The sequence below is a fragment of the Flavobacterium gelidilacus DSM 15343 genome (assembly GCF_000422685.1).
Lineage (GTDB): Bacteria > Bacteroidota > Bacteroidia > Flavobacteriales > Flavobacteriaceae > Flavobacterium > Flavobacterium gelidilacus.
Genome location: NZ_AUGN01000012.1, coordinates 21,492 through 40,559, shown reverse-complemented (window position 1 = coordinate 40,559; position 19,068 = coordinate 21,492). Strand labels below are relative to the sequence as shown.

Below are 19,068 nucleotides of genomic sequence, written 5' to 3'. Positions count from 1 at the left end.
TTTTATTTGTTCTGCAATTTAGTAATATTTTTTAATTAATTAGAATCCTCTTTTTTGTCTTTTGTTGGACACTTTAGCCTTTTTTGGACATATCGTACACTCGTTATTTCTTTTTTTGATTAATGCTTTGTAAACTTTGTTTAAATCATTCAAAATGTGGTTGCAACTTATTGATAGAATGAAAGAGATTTAACTGAATGTTTAATTAAAAATTTGAAGTTATGGCTAGACAGAAAGGCATAATTAAATTAAAAGGTACTATCGGAGATATTACTTTTTATAAAACGCAAGATGGCCACTTGGCTCGTGAGAAAGGTGGTATTGAAGCTAGTAGAATTGCAAGCGATCCTGCGTTTCAAAGAACGCGAGAGAATGGAGCTGAGTTTGGTAGAGCTGGAAAAGCTGGAAAGCTTTTAAGAACTGCTTTTAGACCATTGTTGTTGAATTCTGCAGATGGCAGAATGGTTAGTCGTTTGACGCAAAGAATGGTTAAGGTTATTCAAGCGGATTTGGTAAGTGATAGAGGTTTAAGAAACGTTATTGATGGTGAAGCTGAACTTTTGTTCGGTTTTGAATTCAATATTCGTGGGAAACTTGGAACTTCTTTGTTTGCTCCGTTTGTTGCTACTATTGACCGTGTTGCTGGTGAAATTAAAGTGGATTTAGTATCATTTATTCCTGCCAATATGATTGCTGCTCCAAGTGGAACAACACACTTTAAAATTATTTCTGGTGGTGCAGAAGTGGATTTTGAAACTGAAACTTTTGTAGTTTCTAGTTCTGAAACTGCTATTTTACCTTGGGATAATACAGCAACTGCAGCTATTAACCAAGTAAATGCGGTTACTCCTGCAAGTACAAAACCATTGTTTTTAGCTGTTGGAGTTGAATTTTATCAAGAAATTAATGGACAAATGTACCCATTGAAAAATGGTGCTTTTAATCCGTTGTCTCTTGCGAAAGTTGATGGTGGTGTGTAATGGTTATTAATTTAACTAGAACTTATTTCCCTGAAGGAACAAATGGAAAACTCGAATGTGATGGTAAATTCATCTGTTATACAATTGAATTGCCTTGGAAGAATAATGAAAAGAGAGTTTCTTGTATTCCGGAAGGGAAATATTTTATTAGAAAGCGGTATAGTCCAAAATTCAAATGGCATTTAGAAGTGGTTGATGTTCAAAATCGAAGTCTGATTTTATTTCATCCTGCTAATAATGCTTTGAAAGAGTTAAATGGTTGTATTGCTCCGGTTACTAAACTTTCTGGTCCAGGATTAGGACTAATGTCAAGAAAAGCTTTTGAAAAGCTTAAAACATTGGTTTATCCAATTTTAGACAAAAAAGAAAGTGTAGAATTATTAATTACATCTTAAATTATTTAAAATGAAAAAGATATTAAATAGAGCTTCAGCTCCTACTCCAAAGTTTTTTAAAGTGCTTCGAAATGTTGGTTTAGCTTTGGCTGCTGTTGGTGGAACAATTTTAGCAGCTCCAATTGCCTTGCCAGTACTTGTTACAACTATTGGTGGTTATTTGGCACTTGCTGGAGGAGTTTTGACTGCAACAAGTCAGCTTACTACAACTGATGACAGCGAATAACCATACTTTAATGGGAACTGCTGGTGGCACATTTTTAAGTATAGTACCAAATATTAATTCAGAAGATATTGCAAGAACTATTGTTTTAGCAACTGTTGGAGCAATTGTTAGTTTTATGATTTCGTTACTGCTTAAAAGCCTACAAAAGAAGCGCAAAAAATAAGTTTAACTCTAGTTGTGGTGACCTTTGGGTTAAACAAAATGAAGCCAAGTCGTAAGACCTGGCTTTTTTTTATTTGTTACAATAACGATATAAAATTACTCTTCTCATATCGTTTATGAGGTTGATGTTGTCGTGAAAGTGTTTTTCTTGTTGTTCTAATACTTTTAGAGCTGCAATATGTTTTACATGAGCTTCATGTTCTTGCATCATGGATTTTGATTTTATGAAGAATTCTTTCTTGAAATCTGACAAACGTAAAAATGGAATTACAGAACCAATTAGAAATTGATGCCAGAATTTTGTTTTCCATAAACTGAACGCAACAAAATAAAGGTTTTCGCAATCTTCTTCGGTTTGAAAAAGCAATACAAAACTGTTTGTAAATGGCTCTTTTTGAGGCTTACCACTGTTTAATCCTTTGTTTAAGATGAATAAGTGAGGTTTCGAGTAAATCGTGTCTTTTTGGTGGGTTTTGATGATGAAATTTTGCATGGTTTTGAAATTAAAAATTAGGGATATTTTCAATTTTTCGCAGGTTTTTCTTTTGAAAGGCGGTTTTTCATCTCACGGTTGGCTTTTTAAAACTTTTCAAAAGAAAAAAGGAAAAAAAAGAAAGCCGTCTCGTTATGTGGAGGGTTTCAAAAAAGCAAGTTTTTTTGAAAAAATACTACCCGAATGGGTGGAGATTTTTTCCAAAACCCGTAGGGCTTGAACTTGCTTTTTTGTAAACCTGGAACAAAAATTTGTTTTCTTTTTTTTTCTTTATTTTTTTTGAAATTTCCTCTTCAATCTAGGGTTTGTTTTGGAAATGGATTTTTTGGTTTGATGAACCGATGAATGTGTTTTGGAATTGTATGGTTCTTGAAAGGGTGTGGGATTTTGAAACAGGATAAAAAACAATTTTTAAATCAATAGGGATGGTTTTATCCTGTTTTGAAATTTTACACTCTTTGTTTTTGGATTTGATTTTTGTGAATGCTTTTTTGTGAATGAATTGTGAGAAGTGATTAGTGAAAACGAAAGTTGTTGTGAAAATGGGAAGCATTGACAAAAAACAATGCATTAACCTGCCTAGTGCGATGGTGCAGTAGCGCAAGTATGGGTGCTATTTTTTGATTTGCTTAGTGAAGTTATTTTGATTGCTTTTATTAATAGCTGATGCCACTATTAGTGTTCAGTGTTCAGTTTTTAGTGTTCAGTAATTTGTGGTTTTGGAATTGGAAGGCATCAGCTATTGTGAAAGTAATGGACCTTGTAGTTGTGGCAAATGAAAAATAATACGCATACTGGGTAATTTGATTTTGTGGGTTCTAAAAATGGCTTTACCTCTCTTCTATTTTACTATGATTTTGAGCCATTTTTTGAACCTACAAAAACAATGTAAATACTACCGATGTCTACGCAAAGCTGATAAAACAATTGTAAAATTCCTGCGAATGATAACTATTTCACTTAATGTAAGTTATCCTACGGATTATTGAAAGTGGTTTGCGAAGGGTGGTTTTTTGAGTAGCTTGGTGATGCGATGGGAGCTGCTCAAAAAGTTGCCCTGGAGCAAACCACACGAGCGTTGGGTGGAGCGGCTTTTTTACATAATGTTATTATAGAGCATAAGGATTTTCAATAGAAAGATAGGGTTTCTTTATGCTCTATAATGCCACATTATGTAACTAAGCTTGGGAGAAAAAACTACTGGCATGAGTTGCGAAGCGTACGTGTTTTTGTTTTGAGCGTTGGGCAAGCTCTTTGACTGATGGCTTATTGGATTTTCATTATTAAATAAAGATTTCTAGCCAACAGGCAAAGTGCTTGATGTGCGATGGGACAAAAACCATGACAGTACTTTTTTTAGGAGCGTTGGGAAGGAGTGGCAATTGGAGTGTTAAGCGTCTTTTCTACAACCAAATGAAAAAATATTCTTTCTATTTAAAATGAAATTAGCGAAATGAAGCAAACAAAGAGTTGATGCTAGGAATATTTGGATACTGATATTCATCAGCACAAGCTAGGAGCAATTTTTGTGCAGCTGAATGAGATAATGAATTTTTACTATTTTTCTACCCACCTTTTGTACCCACTTATGGCAAAATTGGATTGATTTTCCAATAACCACCTTTATCACTTCCTTCTCTAGTTAGTAATCCTAAATCTTTTAGAACATCTATATTATTGTCAATGGCTGAGGCACTTAAGCCCACAAATTGTTCTAATTCTTTTTTAGTTACTTTATGATTATTATTTACTTCTTTAAGAATTTTAACTCTATTTTCAGTTAGTTTTTCTACCCAGTTTTCTACCCACATTGCAAAATCAAATGGCCTTTGTAGTGTAACTGTAAACATTCCGTCAATACTGAATTCTGGTGGTGTTAAACCTTCATCTTTCATTACATCACGAATACGAGCAATACCAGAACCAATTTGCTCTACTAAACGCATTCTTTCAAATAAACCAAAAATTAAAGGATTTCTACTCGCACTTCTTTTTCCAAATTCACTTTTTGGTACAGCACTTACTAAACCACCAGGATTAGATATTTCGACACGATCATTAAAAACTTCAATAGTTATTCTAGCACCTTTATCGTAATAATCTCTATGTGCTAATGAATTGATAATAATTTCTTTAAAAGCTATTTCTGGTATTTCCCATAATTCTTTTCTTGATTTGCCACCTTCTCCTTCAATATCATATCTTACATTAAGCTTTGATTTTATCCAAATCATACTTTTTTGATATTGTTGGTACAGTGTACCGGTCATTATTTTATCATCTATAATGTAACGTTTATCGATACCATCAAAAGCTACACAACGAATTACTGCTTTATCAAAAAACTTTTCTGGAGTGCTTCCGAAAAATAAAACAGTTCCGTTTTTTAATTGATTATCATTTGTTACTAGCTTAAGATTGGCAAACAATTGTTCATCTGATGTTGCATTGACTAATCCTGCTTCAAACCTAAATGTTTTGATATTTTCTTTTGCAATATCTTCGTTTATAGCTGCCTCTTTACAAATAGCATCATCAAAATAAATTTTGTCTGCTTGTTGAAAAAAGTCTCTCATTTCTTCAACAGTAGTAAGTTTTTGAGAATTTGGACCTTGACGTACATAAATTGCCCCTGATAAAACATAGGGTTTATTTTGACCTGATGGCACTTCGATAACTGCTATATTCAAACCATCTACCTCAACACTATAAAACTCACATTTTAAAGTTGGAGATATTTCATTTATAGAATTTTGTATAGCAGAACGTTTACTATTATCTATCGTTACTCCTTTTATGTTATTTGCATCATCAACACCTATTAGAACCACACCACCAGAAGCATTAGCAAAAGCACATACTTCTTCTGTAATTCCTTTTACATTACTTGGAATACTGACTTTGAATTCGGCATTGTAGCCTTCTCCAGAAGCTATTATTGATTTTATTTGGGTTGGATTGAGCATAATTATTAAATGATTTTCAAAAGTAATATAATTTAATTTACACCGATAAAATAAATATCAGGATTTCTATTGATTATTGATTTCAAAATGTATATTATTTTTAATTATTACAATTGAGACATTTGGAATTAATTCTCTGTTTAACAATTGCTCTAACTTTATTTACTTGAGGAATTTGGACTCTTTACATATTTAGATTTGATACTTTAAATTTAAAAATCTATCTTTTTATAAGTAATTACACTTTCACGAATTAGATAAGCTTCAGAAGAACCAATTTCTACCATTTTATTTAAAATGAATATAAAATCTGAAACTAAATTTTGATGATTTTTTATAATCGCAATATGATTGTTAAACAAAACTTGTATAAATTTTTTTGATGATTTGGAATTAAGAAGTAATAGGTTTTCAGGATTCTCTTTTAAGAACTTTGCAATCCAAGTTAATCCGTTTGGTAAAAACACTTTCTCTCCAAAAGTTGAAAACACATTTAAAAGCACCTCAAAATTTGTATTACCAAAGCTTTTTATCATTTCTTCATAAAATGATTTCTTATTAATAAATCCTTTCCAATTATCTGACTTTAATGACCATTTAGTATCAAGAAGTAATTGTTTTTGAAAATAATTTTTATCGGTTAAACTAAATCTTTCAAAAAGACACTTCCAAAGTTCCCAAAACTGTATTGCATATTTATTAATGTCAGATTCATTGTCTAATACAACCACATCATCTAATCTGGTTATTGTGTAATCAAAAATTTCATATACAAATTTGTAAACATCCACTGTATTCCTTGAAATTTCAAAATCAACATCTAGAAATGGATTTATTAAAGTTTCTAAAAGCTTTTTACTAAATTCTAAATCATTGTACAAAAGTACCTCGTTGATATAAAATTGTATTTTTATACTAATTGTAGAATCTAACTTTCTTTTTTTTCTTGAACTACTGAATGTATAATCATTATCATTTTTATGTTTGAAATCATCTAAAATAAGTTCTGTAATTTTTAAAATAAAAGCCTTCTGCAATTCATTTTTAGTATTAACAGGAATCAAAAGTAGAGCAAGTCCCAAATTATGTGGTTTGTATAGATCAAAACTTAAATCATCAAAATTTAAATTGTCAGAATTATTTATCCAATTTAATATAAATTGATGTTCCTTCTGTTTGAAATCTTCTTCTAATGCTTGGTCATTATTGTATACATTTGGTCTTTGAGTAATAAATTTTGAATAGTCTACTAGAAAATACCATTGTTGTAAAATTTCATTAGAGTACAAATTATTAAAGGTTGTTCTAAAATATTCATAAAATTCTTTTTCTTCATATTCTGCTAATGGACATATTAATAGGTATGATAAAATAACTTTAATTTCGTAAAGTGGTTCTTTTTCTAAAATATTGTCAAATAAAAGATGGATTGATTTTATAGTTAAACTAGCTTCTAGAATATTATAGTTTGGTAGATTGCCATAATCCCTAGAAAATTTATTTTTTATAATTTCAATTGTAGTATTTGAAATTGTTTCTAAACACCATTTCTTTTGAGAGGTATCTAATTCTGCTAAAAAATGTTGAAGTCCTAAAACCGACAAAGATACTGGTTTGTCAAACATTGATTTTTCGATTTCTATAGATGAGAAATGTTTATAAATAGCTTCCCATTGTTCAAATGTAATTAGTTCATCTTTTTCAATTGCATTATGAAGTATACCTGAAAAAATCAAAGAACTATCCTCATCTTTTCTTAATTCTGTAAATTCTTGAACAACCTCTTGAACGTCTTTAGAATAAGAGACTTCTAATTGAATTATCCCTTTTTCGTTATCCAAAATTGTTGACTTATATTTTCTGATGTCCATTTCACTAATGGCTTTTTCCCAAAAAACATCATTATTAACATTTTTATAGAAACCATCGAAAATTTTATGAAGTTCATTATTAAGCTCTCTTTCGTAAAATTGATAATAAAAAATAAACTCTCTTAAGCCTCTTGGATATTTTCTTCTGTGTGGAAGTTGATTTGAATCATATCGCTCCTTTTGAGCAAAACTAATTCTTTGATCAACAATTTCTAACGATGAATGTTCGCGTGTACTTCTTTCAACGTCAAATTCATAAAATCTTCTAGTTTTTAAAATAGGTAATATTGTTTCTCCAAATGATTTTGGATGAGCAATAAATACGCTAACAATTACACTACTAATCGAAACTGAATTAGAATTCTTTAAACAATATTCTATAATATTTTGAAATAGTTTTTTATCATCTTCTATATCTGAAATTGCTAACTCGAGAAGATATTTTTCTAGACTCATTAATACACTTTCAAACAAGTGATTTGTAACTGTAATACCTCTATATGCAGACCATAAAAAGCTATTACCATACTGTTCAATCTTTAATCCATCATTTAGAGTTATATCAATTTTCTCTAAATTATCTTTTTGACTAAATTCGGAATCTGCGTATGATTTTGTTATATAATTTGTGAAATCAATAATAAAATTTATTGCTTTAATAGGTTCAAAGACAAGCAAAGTATAAGTAAAAGTTTTATAAATACCTGGTGGGAAAAAATAGAGATAATCTTTTTTAAGACCCCAACAATCATCTCTTTCTTTTTGTATTGGAAAATTAAATTGACTTTTATTTTTAGATTCTTTTTTTGTTTCAAGCGATTTCTTCCATTTTTTATTAGCAATTTTAATTACCAAATCTGGAAAATTGGCAATTACTTTCTGGTTTCTTATCGCACCTAATGTAATTGCAATAACTTTTTTGTAAAAGTCATTTAATTCCCAGAATTCGTCGTCTTTTTTTCTAGTATAACTTCTAATTAATAAGTTTTCAATTTCAGTTTTATTATGAGGTAAGAAATAAAAAAATAAATAGATTAATTCTTTCCAATTTTCTTTTCCAAATGATTTATACCAATATTCGTCATTACTTTCAATCTCTTTAATGAAGCTTGAAACTATACAAATACCTGCTGCAATTTCCTTTGATGAACATTTTGCTTGTTGAAATAAAATTTTATATTCCCAATCAAATAATAACTGTATTACAGAATTTCTAATTATTGAAATCTCTTCTAAATGTACAGCAATAAAATTTAAAAGTTCTTGCCAAATTGAGCCTATTGGAAAAAGAATGTCTTTTGAATTATTATTATCAAACGAATATTCTCTACAAGTTGTTCTAGCTATTAAAATACATCTATTTAGAAAAACTGCATTATTTTGTAAAAGAATTTCTTTAAACTCACTAAAAAAGATTTCACAATTTTCAGCTCTAAAAACTGCGGTTAGTACTTCATCAGTCCAGTATGTTTCAATACTCTTATTATTAAGAGTATCATTTATCAATTGAATTACTTCTTCTGGATTATTAATAATTAAATCCTCAATCCATAATCTAAAAGCTCTTCTAATTGCTGGTTGATTACTTAATTTTTCAAATAAAGATTCACCTTGCAGTAATTTTTTTTGAATTGATTCAATATATCTTATCAATGCCCAATCTTCTAGAATATCGTGAGATGGGGCAAATTCATATTTTATGCCATTTCTCGATATTACATTATCATTAAGTAAAACTTCAATTGTTTCAAAATCATTAAAATCTTCATTTGGTTCAAAAAATAGTTGCATTGATAATGCTCTAGAAATAGCAATATGATTAAACGCTTTCTCTCTTTTTCGAGAAAGCCCATTTTTTACAACAGTTGCATTTTCAATAATTTGACTCCAAAGTTTTTCTTTAAATTCTTTTAAACTAATTTTAGTTGTTTTAAAATTTTCCTGACTAATTGTTAAAAGTCCATATTCCAAATATTTTGGGCTTCTTAATATTTCTTTAATTTCTTTATTTAAAAAAAGATTGTTTAATTGAGGAAATTCTTTTACGATGTTGTCTAATTCTAAATCCGATAAATTTGGAATTTCAATTAAATTTAGTTTTTCAGAATCAACTCCATATTTTTGTGTAATTATATTTACTGCGTATGAACGAGAAGTTATTAATAATTTCAAACCAGTTGTTTCATTTATTATGGTTAATAATTGTTTGAAGGCATTATCAGGATCTCCTTCTAATAGTTTTTCAGCACTGTCTATTATAATTACTTTATTTTGTAAAAGTGACATTGTGCTAAACAACTCTTGAATGTTATGAGATATTTGGACATCACCAAAAACTTGTGCTAAATTGGATTTATTGAATTGGTCAGCCTTAAAAATTATTGGAATTGAATCTATAAATTCATTTTCTAATAATTCTTTCACAATTGCAGATTTACCAACTCCCGGATTACCAGTTATAAACGTAATCGAATAATCATTAAACGATTTTTTTATTTTTAGCCTTGTAGAATCTCTATTAATATGATAATTTCTAATCGTGCTTTTGAATGGTTTTAAAATCAAATTTCCATCGTCAACTAGTTTCTGTAATGAATTATATGCACTTTGAGTATATGATAAGTCAAAATATTTATAGAGGTCATAAGATTTTAAATCTTCATAAGTAACAGAACCACCATTTATGTTTAATTCGGCACATTTAGCTAAAATAGTATTCCATATTTCTATTGGAGAAGTGTTACTATTACTTGTTTTAGAGAGTTTAAGTAAGTCTAATATATTAGCTTGATGTGTACTAGATTGTATAGTGAAATCATATGCTAGCAAATTAAAACATTTTAAAAATTCCCATACTTGTTTCTTTGAAACGTCTACACCATCATTTGCTTCTTTAAGGAGACTAGAAAATTTAGAAATATTTTGTTTTTTAATATCTATTCTTTCTATTTCTGAATAAAAATCAATTTCGTCTTTGTGAGTTTTTGCCCAATCGAGTAATACTATAATTTGATTTTTATCATCATTTGTTAAACTTGATTTGATTAAAAAAAACTTATCTTTTTCAATATTAAAAATTTCAGATTTATTAAAGTCAATCCAAAATGATTTAATAACATCTTTGAATATTTTACTTTTTTCCGTTAATGATATATTGTACTTTATTTGAATAACAACACGATGTTCATTTTGTTCATTTTTTATTTTTAAAAATAAATCATCTGTTTCATATCCTTTTCTTTTACATTGAAAAGCTATTTCATCAATACTTCCATTTTGAAAAGTTGGAACATTTCCTTTCAATATCATTGCAGTTAGAAAAGCACTTTGAATGTAATTTTCATAAACAAAACCCCCACCACCCATTTGAAATACACTCGCTTCTGATGCCATATTTAATAAAAAAATTAATAATTCACCAAATTATAAAATAATTCTTAATTATATGATTTATTCTCTTTTGAATTGTTAACCAAGTTATTAAAACCTTTTATCTGTAATATTCCTTTCAAAACCAATCAAATTAATCATTTCTCTTAATCTGCTTCTAACACGATTACCGTAAAATTTTTCAATCTCACTAGCCGATAAATTAGTTGTTATATGCGTTTGTAATTTTTTAGAAATGAATAGATCATAACGCGATAATAGAATTTCTGCCATTACGTTACATTCGTTTCCGAAATACTTTAGGTTGTTTTCTGTTCCTAAATCGTCAAAGCAATAGTTTCTTGGTTCTGATTGGTATAATTTTCCTTTGCTGTATCGATGTATGACTTCGTAACCGTCTTGAATGAATTCAAAACTTATATCTCTGCATGGTTTTACGGAAAATTTGTGTTCTGTTTTTGCTAAAGATTTCATTAGGTTCATGAGTGATGTTTTGCCACAGCCAATTGGTCCAGAAAGTAGTATTCCTTTGTTGAGGTTAATGTTGTATTGAAAGCAGGTTGGTTCATCTCGAAGGAAATAAGCTATTAGTTTGTAGACGATTGGATAATCGTTTTCGTGGATTTTGAAATGGTTGCCATAGAGTTCTTTTCCTTTGGTTTCTAGCCATTGGGTGATTTCTTGGTAGTTGTAGTGGGTTTTTATTTCTGTTTCCATCTTTTATTTTTTTAACCACATAGATTTCATAGTATTTTGATTGTGAAAAAGAAGTTTTGCTTTGGATAGTTATCATAGTTTTTTTCGCTAAAGCGAAGTTTTTGGAACACAGATTAAACGGATTTAACAGATTAGCACGGATTTTTTAAAATAAAAACACAAAGTTTTCATAAGATTCGTGAATATTTGCCACCCCGCCCTTTGGGCACCCCTCCAAAGGAGGGGAATTATAACGGTTCTGAATAGTCTTTATTTGTTGTGGTGTTGAGTTGTTTTGCTCGGTTTGTCGGTGTTGTGTCGGTGTTGTGCTTGAAATTAGTACTGTTTAACATCCAATTTTGTGCTGCAGCTTGCCAATCTACCATTGGTGTTTTGCCACCAACTAACCAACCCACACTTTTGAAGTAATTGAAAAATTTTTGTGCTTCTTGTTCTGGGAAGTTTTGTTCTTGGAAATAGGTTTTGATTTCTTCTATGGTTGGAGTTGATTTTTGGTTAGGTGAGTTTGCTTCGTTCCTCGCAATGACATTGTCTTTTTGCCAACCTATTTCAGTTTGATTTTTATCGATGTCAGCGAATGTTGAAAACATTTCTTTTTTAGCGGAACTTTTTTCTTTTTTTAAATCGGAGCTATAGATTTCTGAGATTACTTCATTCTTCGTAATGACATTTTTTGCTTGCTCTTCCAAGTTTACAATCTTTAAATCGTTTGTAATGTTTGATATGTTTGTATTGTTTATATAAGATACTAGTGCTTGTTCAGTACTTGTTTCACTACTAGTGCAAGACTTGTCTATTACTTGTTCAGTAACATGTTTAAAAACTGGTTCATTTTTTGGTTTTCTTTCGCTTTTTGGAAAAGGTTTTAAATCTTCTGAAAAGTTGAATAAATACACATGGCTTCCTTTGAATGGATTGTAGGATGGTTCGTAATTTATATAACCTAAACTATGTAAATTCTTTAAGCATTTATGATAGGTAGCTTTTGAACTTATTTTACTTATTCTCATTACCTCATCACGACTTATGCTTATTGGATTTTTAAAACGGTTGCAATTCCAAAACTGAAATAAAGCAATGTATAAACTAACGTGTGTTGGGTTTAAGGTTTTATCTACTGCTACTTTTTCGAAGAAACCGGTTAGGTGTTTTATGTAGTTCATAATGAAGTATTAAGATTGGAGAATTAAGTATTAAGACTTTTGAGATTGCTTCGTTCCTCGCAATGACATTACTTGAATAAAGTAGGTATTGCGTGGACTTTATTTCCGTTTAGAAGTTTTTCTATATCTGCATTATCGTAATACATGATACCACCAACTTTGGTATAAGTTAGTGTTCCATTAATTCTTAAATTTTGTAATGTGCCTGGAGAAATGTTTAACAGCTTTCTGACTTCTTTAGATTTGAGCCACTGTTTTGCTTGTTGCGGTTTGGAATGAATGATTTCTTTTAAATCATTTAGTAATAGACTTCTAAATTCGTTTAAGTCTTCCATTGTGATAACTTGTACTGCCATAACTGATGTTTTAGATTGTTATGGTACAAATTTGTGAACTTTGATTCATTTTAATTCACAACCTATACACAAGTTGTGTACGATTTTTGATGAAATTATAAAGAAGTGTATTGTTTTAAGGTGTTTTGAAGTATTACTTTTTTAGAGTCTGAATTTTAAAACAATCGTTTTTGAAAATATATTGCTATTTTGAAGCAACACACAACCTTAACACAAGTTGTGTATTTATTCTTCTTCTAATAAATGGTTTTCTAAACTTTCTGAAAGTTGGTTTATGAATTTTGAGCGAACTGTCTTTCGGTTTTTAATATCAATATACCATCTATAGACATTCTCTTCTAAATCTTGATTAAACATTTTTCCGAAATTAGTTGCGAGTTCTTTTATATCTGAATTTCCATTATTGATTTTCTTCGATAAATGAAGTGCATAAATTAATTCGACAAGATCTATTTTGTTTCCTGTCCAGTTTAAAGGTTGTTGATTTATTATTTGAGTGTTAGTATTGTTATTTTCTATTTCTTCAATTTTATTTTCAAGGTAATTTGTTAGTAAGTCATTTGCTATCATAATAGCCATACTATAATCATGTGAAGTGCATAATTTTAAATCATAATTAATTAAAGAGCAATCTCTTTTAATTATGTTTTTTTCTACACTTCTTAAAAAATAAGCACTGTCTTTGTAGGAAGCTCTAGCTCTATAATATTCGTAGAATTTCTTGTTTTTGTTGGTGTATTCTTGAATAGTGTTTAGCTCTTCTTCATAGAATTTTATTTTATTTTTTTTTGAAGTAGGTACATTGCTTTCAATATTCAGAATCGTTTTGTAATAAATTAGTTTGGAAATGAATATTGGTTTTAAGTCTTTGAAGAAATAGATTTCCTCTTCAACAGAATTGAATTTATGTTTTTTTAACCATTTAAAAAGTTCTTTACTTTTTTCTTCAATTAGTGAAATTACTTTGGATGCAATTAAAATATTGTCTGAATTTGTATTTTTAATATTTTGGTATTCTTTTTCGAATTCATTGAAAAAAGGCAAACAAAATTGATTCATTTTAACACGATTTAGGTTACTTTATAGTGATTTCTATAAAACTAAAATTTGTTAAAAATATTGTTAAACGGCAGAAATTTTATTTTCTATTTAAGAATTTATTAAATTAACTAACAAATTATTATTTTAATCACATATTAAGAAATTTAAATAAAATGGGGCTGTGACACCTCGTTTTATGTCCTTTTTATAATTTTATATCACTTAAAAAAGATTCCTTATTTTTTACTTATACTTCTTTTTAAAAGTTGTGCATTAACTGCAACGATAATTGTACTTAAACTCATAAAAACAGCTCCAATTGCTGGACCTAAAACAAAACCAGAAGAATATAGCACACCAGCTGCTAATGGAATTGCAATAACGTTATAACCTGTTGCCCAAATAATGTTTTGTATCATCTTATTATAAGTTGCTTTGCCAAATAGAATTAAATTAGCAATATCTTGAGGGTTACTATTCACTAAAATAATATCTGCTGTTTCTGCTGCAACATCTGTACCTGAACCTACAGCAATTCCAACATTTGCTTGAGCCAATGCTGGAGCATCATTAACACCATCTCCTGTCATTGCAACAAACTCTCCTTTGGCTTGCAGTTCTTTTATTATTTCAACTTTTTGATGGGGTAATACTTCAGCATAATAGCCGTCTAAACCTAGTTTATCGCTAACTGCTTTTGCTGTTTGTTCATTGTCTCCCGTAGCCATTAGTACCTTAATATTGTTCTTTTTAAAAACTCTAATTGCTTCAGCGGATTCTGGTCTGATCTCATCTGCCAATGCTATAAAACCTATTAGCTTATTATCAATTAGTATAAAAACTACTGTTTCTGCTGCATCACTGTAAGCATCTTCTGGAATTGAAATATTATTTTCACGCAAATATCCTGGACTTACAACTTTTACATCCTTACCTTCAACTATAGCTTCTACACCTTTGCCTGTAATGGCATTAAATTTTTCGAGTTTAGGAATTATGATGTTATTCTCTTTTACTTTTTTAATAATTCCAACCGCTATTGGATGTTCTGAACTTTGTTCTAAAGCACTTGAAAGTCGTAAAACTTCGTCTGAATTATAATTTTCATCTACTGATTCAATTCGTGTGACCCCAAAATCTCCTTTAGTTAATGTTCCTGTTTTATCAAATAGTAAAACTGATATTTTTCGTGATTCTTCAAAAGCTGTTCTATTTCGAATTAAAAGACCATTTTGAGCAGAAACTGCTGTTGAAATAGCAACAACTAAAGGTATGGCTAGACCAAGTGCATGAGGACAAGCAATTACCATAACCGTAACCATTCTTTCTAAAGCAAAAACAAAAGGAAATCCTAAAAGAAGCCAAGTCGCTAAAGTACCAAATCCGATAGCTAAAGCTATATAGGTTAGCCATTTTGCAGCCCTATCTGATAAGTTTTGCATTTTTGACTTGGTTTTTTGTGCCTCTTCAACCATCGTAATAACCTTATTAAGATAACTGTCTTTTCCTGTATGTTCTACTTTTATCTTTAAAGAACCATTACCGTTTACTGATCCACCAATTACTTTATCGTTTTCCTCTTTTTTTATCGGTTTTGACTCACCAGTAAGCATAGATTCGTTTAAATAACTTGTACCTTCGATAATTATACCATCGGCAGGCACTTTTTCACCTGGTTTTACTAAAATTACATCGTTTTTTAATAACTTATCAAGAGCTATATCTTCAATTTTATCTCCATTAACTTTGTGGGCTTCAGCAGGCATCATACTGACTAAAAGTTGTAATGCTTTAGAGGCTCCTAATACACTTTTCATTTCTATCCAATGTCCAATTAGCATAATGGCTATAAGCGTAGCTAATTCCCAGAAAAAGTCAACTCCTTTTAAACCAAATACAGTTGCCGAACTATAGAAATAAGCAACACTAATTGCCATTGTAATTAGCGTCATCATTCCTGGAGAACCACTTTTTATTTCTGACCAAAATCCTTTTAAAAATGGCCAACCACCATAAAAATATACTATTGTTGAAAGTGCAAAAAGCACATATGAATTACCTGGTAAAAGTAATTCATAATTAAAAAACTCCTGAATCATTGGAGAAAATAACAATATTGGAAATGTAAGTACAAGGATTACCCAAAAACGTTTTTTAAAATCATTAATCATCATTTGATGATGGTTATGACCTGCCATTCCCATAGGAATACTACTATGGTCCATTTTTGAGTGGTCCATATTAGTATGTTCTTCTTGGGTCGTGTTCATTTTTGAATGGTCCATCTTTGAATGGTCTATTTTTTTGTTCTCGTGCTCTTTATGATTTTCCATGTTATTAAATTCTTTAGTTACTTTTGATGTTTTTGATTCAGTTTTTGTATCATTTTTTCATTTAAACTTTCGCTATACATTCCATAAGCGTCTACTAACAAGCCTTTAACTCCATTTTTAGAGGAAATTGCATATAGAATACTATTATCGTCAGTACTACTCATTCCTTCAAAACGGTAGAATTGATCTACCTCGAAATCTTCTGGATGAATTTCAATAGAAAGGGAAGCACATTTTATACAATCCTCATTCAAATTAAAATCTTTAGTATAGCCAAGACTTATTAAATCATTAATTGCCTCTGAAAGTGTGTCGTAATTTCTCATTTTTTAATTATTTATATTCCATTGTAAAGTAGCTTCCATCATTTTCAATAAACTTTTGATAGGTGAGTAAACCATTAGTATCTAACTTTTCAGTTAAATAATAATTTAATTGTTTGACTTTTATACCAAATGCATATGCTTTTATGCTTATTTTTGATGTGATACTCCAACTTGTATTATTGATTTCTTTTTTTCTGTTGTAAATTTTTATTTTACTTTTTGATCCAAAAAAATTCAATAAACCTGAATCGAAACTTATTTCTAAATCCACATTTTCTAATTTTTCGATATTGTATAATTCTTTAAAATTTATTGATTTTGAACTAATTTCGGTTTCTTTTGATTTTGGATTTGCGAAAGGAAAAACAAATAGTACAATACTGAACTTTTCCGGTTCGCATTTATATGTTGTAATGTATTTTTCTTTTACAATTTTATTTACATCAAATAAAGTGGTTGTTACTATTATTTCATAATAATCTTTTTTTTTAGTGATTTTTCCAGCTTCAAAAAGTTGCTTATTTAAAAGAACTCCTTTGTCATTAAAATTCTCTCTTATGATAGTCCTACCTTCTATTTGTTCTAAAAACATGTTGTTTTGAGATTTTGCACTTGTGCAAATAAACAATATGAAAAGACATAAATAGGGTAGAATGGATTTGGTATTACAATTATATTTGTTTTTTATATTTGACATTTTTCTATACATTATCTAAAATATATTTAACTCTTTCTAAAGGAGACACAACAGGCACAAAAACAATTGGAAAACCTAAATCTCTATAAACATCAATTATTAATTGGTGAATCTTTTCTTGATCTTCTTCATTTTCTGTTCTTGCATAGTCTTTTGTAAATGGTAGTCTATCTAAAATGAAAATTTTTTTATAAGAGACTTCTTTTATTGCATTTATTAATTTTTCATCATAATCTAATTCCAAAAATTGATAATAGGCTAAAGCATCTGGAATAGCTCTATCCAAAAAAACAATGTTTTTGGTTTTAATTGAAGCTTCTTGTTCAATTTGCATATCTAAAACTCCTAATTGAAATTTTCTTTTATTATTTCTAATTTCATCAACTGAATGTCCTTCATTTCGCATAGTATCGATATAATGTCTGGCATGTTCAATTGTAGTAGTATATCCTTGTTTCTGAAGTAAATCAATTACTGTTGTTTTACCAGTGCTAGGACCTCCAGTAATAACATACCAATTTTTCTGAATTGTACTATTTGTTTTACTATCCATCATGTTATATATATATATATTATCATTAAACTTCTTCAATACTATAGAGTTGGGGTATTTCAGCATCCCATCCATAGGTTTCTTTTATTCCTTTTTGAACACCTTCTGCACCTTCTTTTTCCCCATGAACAATAAAAATTCGTTCAGGTTTGTTTTTTATTTTACCCATCCAATCCATAAGTTCCGCATGGTCTGCGTGTGCTGAAAGACCTTCAACTTCAGCTACCTGCATTTGTAAAGGGACCCATTTTCCATAGACTTTCAGTTCTTTTTCTCCTTCTAATAATTTTCTTCCACGAGTACCTTCGGCTTGATATCCTACAAAAAGCAATGTGTTATTGGGGTTTTGAGCTTGGGTTTCCAAATAATTCAGCATTCTTCCACCAGTAAGCATTCCACTACCTGCAATTACGATTTTTGGTTTATTATCTGTTCGTAATTCCATAGTTTCTCGATAACTGCTTACTACTGTAAAATGAGAACACATTTCATCGCATTCGTTGTCTTCTAATTTATGCCAATCTTTTGTACGATGAAACAGTTCCAATACGTTAGCCCCCATAGGACTATCCATTATCATTTGTACTTTTGGAATCTTATTCTCTTTAAGCAATTTCCAAAAAATAAACATCATCAATTGGGCACGTTCTACCGAAAAACTGGGAACAAATAAACTACCACCTCTTTTTATGGTTTCATTTACTAATTTTTCAATTTGTGGAATGGCTTCTAATTCTTCTTGATGGAATCTACCCCCATATGTTGATTCTATAAAAAGTACATCCGCTTTTTTTGGTTTCAAAGGTGAATACAATAGTAAATCATTTGTTCTTCCTATATCACCAGAAAAGACAAAACGTTTTCCGTGTACATCCAATTCTATAAATGTAGCCCCTAAAATATGTCCATTATATTGAAACCGAGCCTTAATACCATCGAACAATGGAATCCATTGTGATTGTGGAACACTCTTAAAATGCGGGATTGTTTTTTCCACATCTTTTAAATCGTATAATGGTTCTGCTGGGCTATGCTTTGAATAGCCTTCTTTATTGGCACGTTGAGCTTCCTGCTCTTGGATTTTTGCACTATCATTAAGTATAATTTTTGCAATATCCAAGGTTGGATTAGTTCCATAAATAGGTCCGTTGAAGCCTTGTTTGACTAATCGTGGTAAATATCCTGTATGATCCATGTGACCATGTGTTAGTAATACTATATCAATATCTGACACTTCAACTGGTGGATATTCCCAATTTTTAAGACGCAATTCTTTAAGTCCTTGAAAAAGACCACAATCAATTAATATTTTTTTGTCTCCTGTATCCACCAAATATTTAGAGCCAGTTACAGTGCCTGCTGCTCCTAAAAAGTGAATGTTTATTTTATTATTTTTCAT

At 29.8% G+C, this 19,068-nt stretch carries 16 protein-coding genes; 4 read left to right on the top strand and 12 right to left on the bottom strand.

The genetic code is table 11. The features are described 5' to 3' along the window. Positions 1 to 221 precede the first annotated feature (221 nt). The 4 genes from G507_RS0107320 to G507_RS17635 are packed head-to-tail and all read left to right on the top strand — an operon-like array spanning position 222 to position 1,764. Positions 222 to 980 (top strand): hypothetical protein, encoded by a 759-nt coding sequence (locus tag G507_RS0107320; RefSeq protein WP_026716892.1) that lies wholly within the window; start codon positions 222 to 224, stop codon positions 978 to 980. Beyond that, the gene (locus G507_RS0107315) at positions 980 to 1,375 is read left to right on the top strand and encodes a DUF5675 family protein (RefSeq protein ID WP_026716891.1); all 396 of its coding nucleotides are present in this window, start codon (positions 980 to 982) and stop codon (positions 1,373 to 1,375) included. Before G507_RS0107320 ends, G507_RS0107315 begins: the two co-directional genes overlap by 1 nt. 10 nt (positions 1,376 to 1,385) lie before the next feature. Beyond that, positions 1,386 to 1,601, top strand: a complete 216-nt coding sequence (locus G507_RS0107310; protein ID WP_026716890.1) for a hypothetical protein — start codon at positions 1,386 to 1,388, stop codon at positions 1,599 to 1,601. Beyond that, the gene (locus tag G507_RS17635; protein WP_157496508.1) at positions 1,588 to 1,764 is read left to right on the top strand and encodes a hypothetical protein; all 177 of its coding nucleotides are present in this window, start codon (positions 1,588 to 1,590) and stop codon (positions 1,762 to 1,764) included. Before G507_RS0107310 ends, G507_RS17635 begins: the two co-directional genes overlap by 14 nt. A gap of 69 nt (positions 1,765 to 1,833) precedes the next feature. On the opposite strand, the gene G507_RS0107300 is transcribed toward G507_RS17635, so the two are convergent. From G507_RS0107300 to G507_RS0107225, 12 genes are all read right to left on the bottom strand, one after another. Beyond that, positions 1,834 to 2,256 (bottom strand): DUF6943 family protein, encoded by a 423-nt coding sequence (locus G507_RS0107300; protein WP_026716889.1) that lies wholly within the window; start codon positions 2,254 to 2,256, stop codon positions 1,834 to 1,836. A 1,586-nt stretch (positions 2,257 to 3,842) separates the two neighbouring features. Next, positions 3,843 to 5,222 (bottom strand): ATP-binding protein, encoded by a 1,380-nt coding sequence (locus G507_RS0107275; protein WP_026716887.1) that lies wholly within the window; start codon positions 5,220 to 5,222, stop codon positions 3,843 to 3,845. 212 nt (positions 5,223 to 5,434) lie between these two features. Then, a complete protein-coding gene (locus G507_RS0107270) occupies positions 5,435 to 10,486 on the bottom strand; it encodes an NACHT domain-containing protein (protein ID WP_026716886.1) in 5,052 nt (1,683 codons plus the stop codon). Positions 10,487 to 10,573: 87 nt separating this feature from the next. Next, positions 10,574 to 11,200, bottom strand: coding sequence for a P-loop NTPase family protein (locus tag G507_RS0107265; protein WP_026716885.1), 627 nt, complete (start codon positions 11,198 to 11,200; stop codon positions 10,574 to 10,576). A 227-nt stretch (positions 11,201 to 11,427) separates the two neighbouring features. Then, the gene (locus G507_RS0107260) at positions 11,428 to 12,363 is read right to left on the bottom strand and encodes a transcriptional regulator (protein WP_026716884.1); all 936 of its coding nucleotides are present in this window, start codon (positions 12,361 to 12,363) and stop codon (positions 11,428 to 11,430) included. Positions 12,364 to 12,431: 68 nt separating this feature from the next. Further along, positions 12,432 to 12,719, bottom strand: coding sequence for a helix-turn-helix domain-containing protein (locus G507_RS0107255; protein ID WP_026716883.1), 288 nt, complete (start codon positions 12,717 to 12,719; stop codon positions 12,432 to 12,434). A 225-nt stretch (positions 12,720 to 12,944) separates the two neighbouring features. Beyond that, on the bottom strand, positions 12,945 to 13,778 hold the full coding sequence (locus tag G507_RS0107250; RefSeq protein WP_026716882.1) for an RteC domain-containing protein: 834 nt from the start codon (positions 13,776 to 13,778) through the stop codon (positions 12,945 to 12,947). A gap of 218 nt (positions 13,779 to 13,996) precedes the next feature. Continuing rightward, positions 13,997 to 16,093: a copper-translocating P-type ATPase gene (locus G507_RS0107245; RefSeq protein ID WP_026716881.1), complete on the bottom strand. Its 2,097-nt coding sequence runs from the start codon at positions 16,091 to 16,093 to the stop codon at positions 13,997 to 13,999. Positions 16,094 to 16,110: 17 nt separating this feature from the next. After that, positions 16,111 to 16,419: a hypothetical protein gene (locus tag G507_RS0107240; RefSeq protein ID WP_026716880.1), complete on the bottom strand. Its 309-nt coding sequence runs from the start codon at positions 16,417 to 16,419 to the stop codon at positions 16,111 to 16,113. A 7-nt stretch (positions 16,420 to 16,426) separates the two neighbouring features. Next, a complete protein-coding gene (locus tag G507_RS0107235; RefSeq protein ID WP_026716879.1) occupies positions 16,427 to 17,011 on the bottom strand; it encodes a hypothetical protein in 585 nt (194 codons plus the stop codon). A gap of 109 nt (positions 17,012 to 17,120) precedes the next feature. After that, positions 17,121 to 17,672 (bottom strand): AAA family ATPase, encoded by a 552-nt coding sequence (locus tag G507_RS0107230; RefSeq protein ID WP_026716878.1) that lies wholly within the window; start codon positions 17,670 to 17,672, stop codon positions 17,121 to 17,123. Positions 17,673 to 17,694: 22 nt separating this feature from the next. Further along, a complete protein-coding gene (locus G507_RS0107225; RefSeq protein WP_026716877.1) occupies positions 17,695 to 19,068 on the bottom strand; it encodes an MBL fold metallo-hydrolase RNA specificity domain-containing protein in 1,374 nt (457 codons plus the stop codon).

Coding starts and splice junctions, on each gene's coding strand:
- G507_RS0107275 (WP_026716887.1), bottom strand. CDS start 5,222: ATGCTCAATCCAACCCAAATAAAATCAATAATAGCTTCTGGAGAAGGC.
- G507_RS0107315 (WP_026716891.1), top strand. CDS start 980: ATGGTTATTAATTTAACTAGAACTTATTTCCCTGAAGGAACAAATGGA.
- G507_RS17635 (WP_157496508.1), top strand. CDS start 1,588: ATGACAGCGAATAACCATACTTTAATGGGAACTGCTGGTGGCACATTT.
- G507_RS0107240 (WP_026716880.1), bottom strand. CDS start 16,419: ATGAGAAATTACGACACACTTTCAGAGGCAATTAATGATTTAATAAGT.
- G507_RS0107300 (WP_026716889.1), bottom strand. CDS start 2,256: ATGCAAAATTTCATCATCAAAACCCACCAAAAAGACACGATTTACTCG.
- G507_RS0107265 (WP_026716885.1), bottom strand. CDS start 11,200: ATGGAAACAGAAATAAAAACCCACTACAACTACCAAGAAATCACCCAA.
- G507_RS0107310 (WP_026716890.1), top strand. CDS start 1,386: ATGAAAAAGATATTAAATAGAGCTTCAGCTCCTACTCCAAAGTTTTTT.
- G507_RS0107235 (WP_026716879.1), bottom strand. CDS start 17,011: ATGTTTTTAGAACAAATAGAAGGTAGGACTATCATAAGAGAGAATTTT.
- G507_RS0107255 (WP_026716883.1), bottom strand. CDS start 12,719: ATGGCAGTACAAGTTATCACAATGGAAGACTTAAACGAATTTAGAAGT.
- G507_RS0107320 (WP_026716892.1), top strand. CDS start 222: ATGGCTAGACAGAAAGGCATAATTAAATTAAAAGGTACTATCGGAGAT.
- G507_RS0107245 (WP_026716881.1), bottom strand. CDS start 16,093: ATGGAAAATCATAAAGAGCACGAGAACAAAAAAATAGACCATTCAAAG.
- G507_RS0107230 (WP_026716878.1), bottom strand. CDS start 17,672: ATGATGGATAGTAAAACAAATAGTACAATTCAGAAAAATTGGTATGTT.
- G507_RS0107270 (WP_026716886.1), bottom strand. CDS start 10,486: ATGGCATCAGAAGCGAGTGTATTTCAAATGGGTGGTGGGGGTTTTGTT.
- G507_RS0107260 (WP_026716884.1), bottom strand. CDS start 12,363: ATGAACTACATAAAACACCTAACCGGTTTCTTCGAAAAAGTAGCAGTA.
- G507_RS0107225 (WP_026716877.1), bottom strand. CDS start 19,068: ATGAAAAATAATAAAATAAACATTCACTTTTTAGGAGCAGCAGGCACT.
- G507_RS0107250 (WP_026716882.1), bottom strand. CDS start 13,778: ATGAATCAATTTTGTTTGCCTTTTTTCAATGAATTCGAAAAAGAATAC.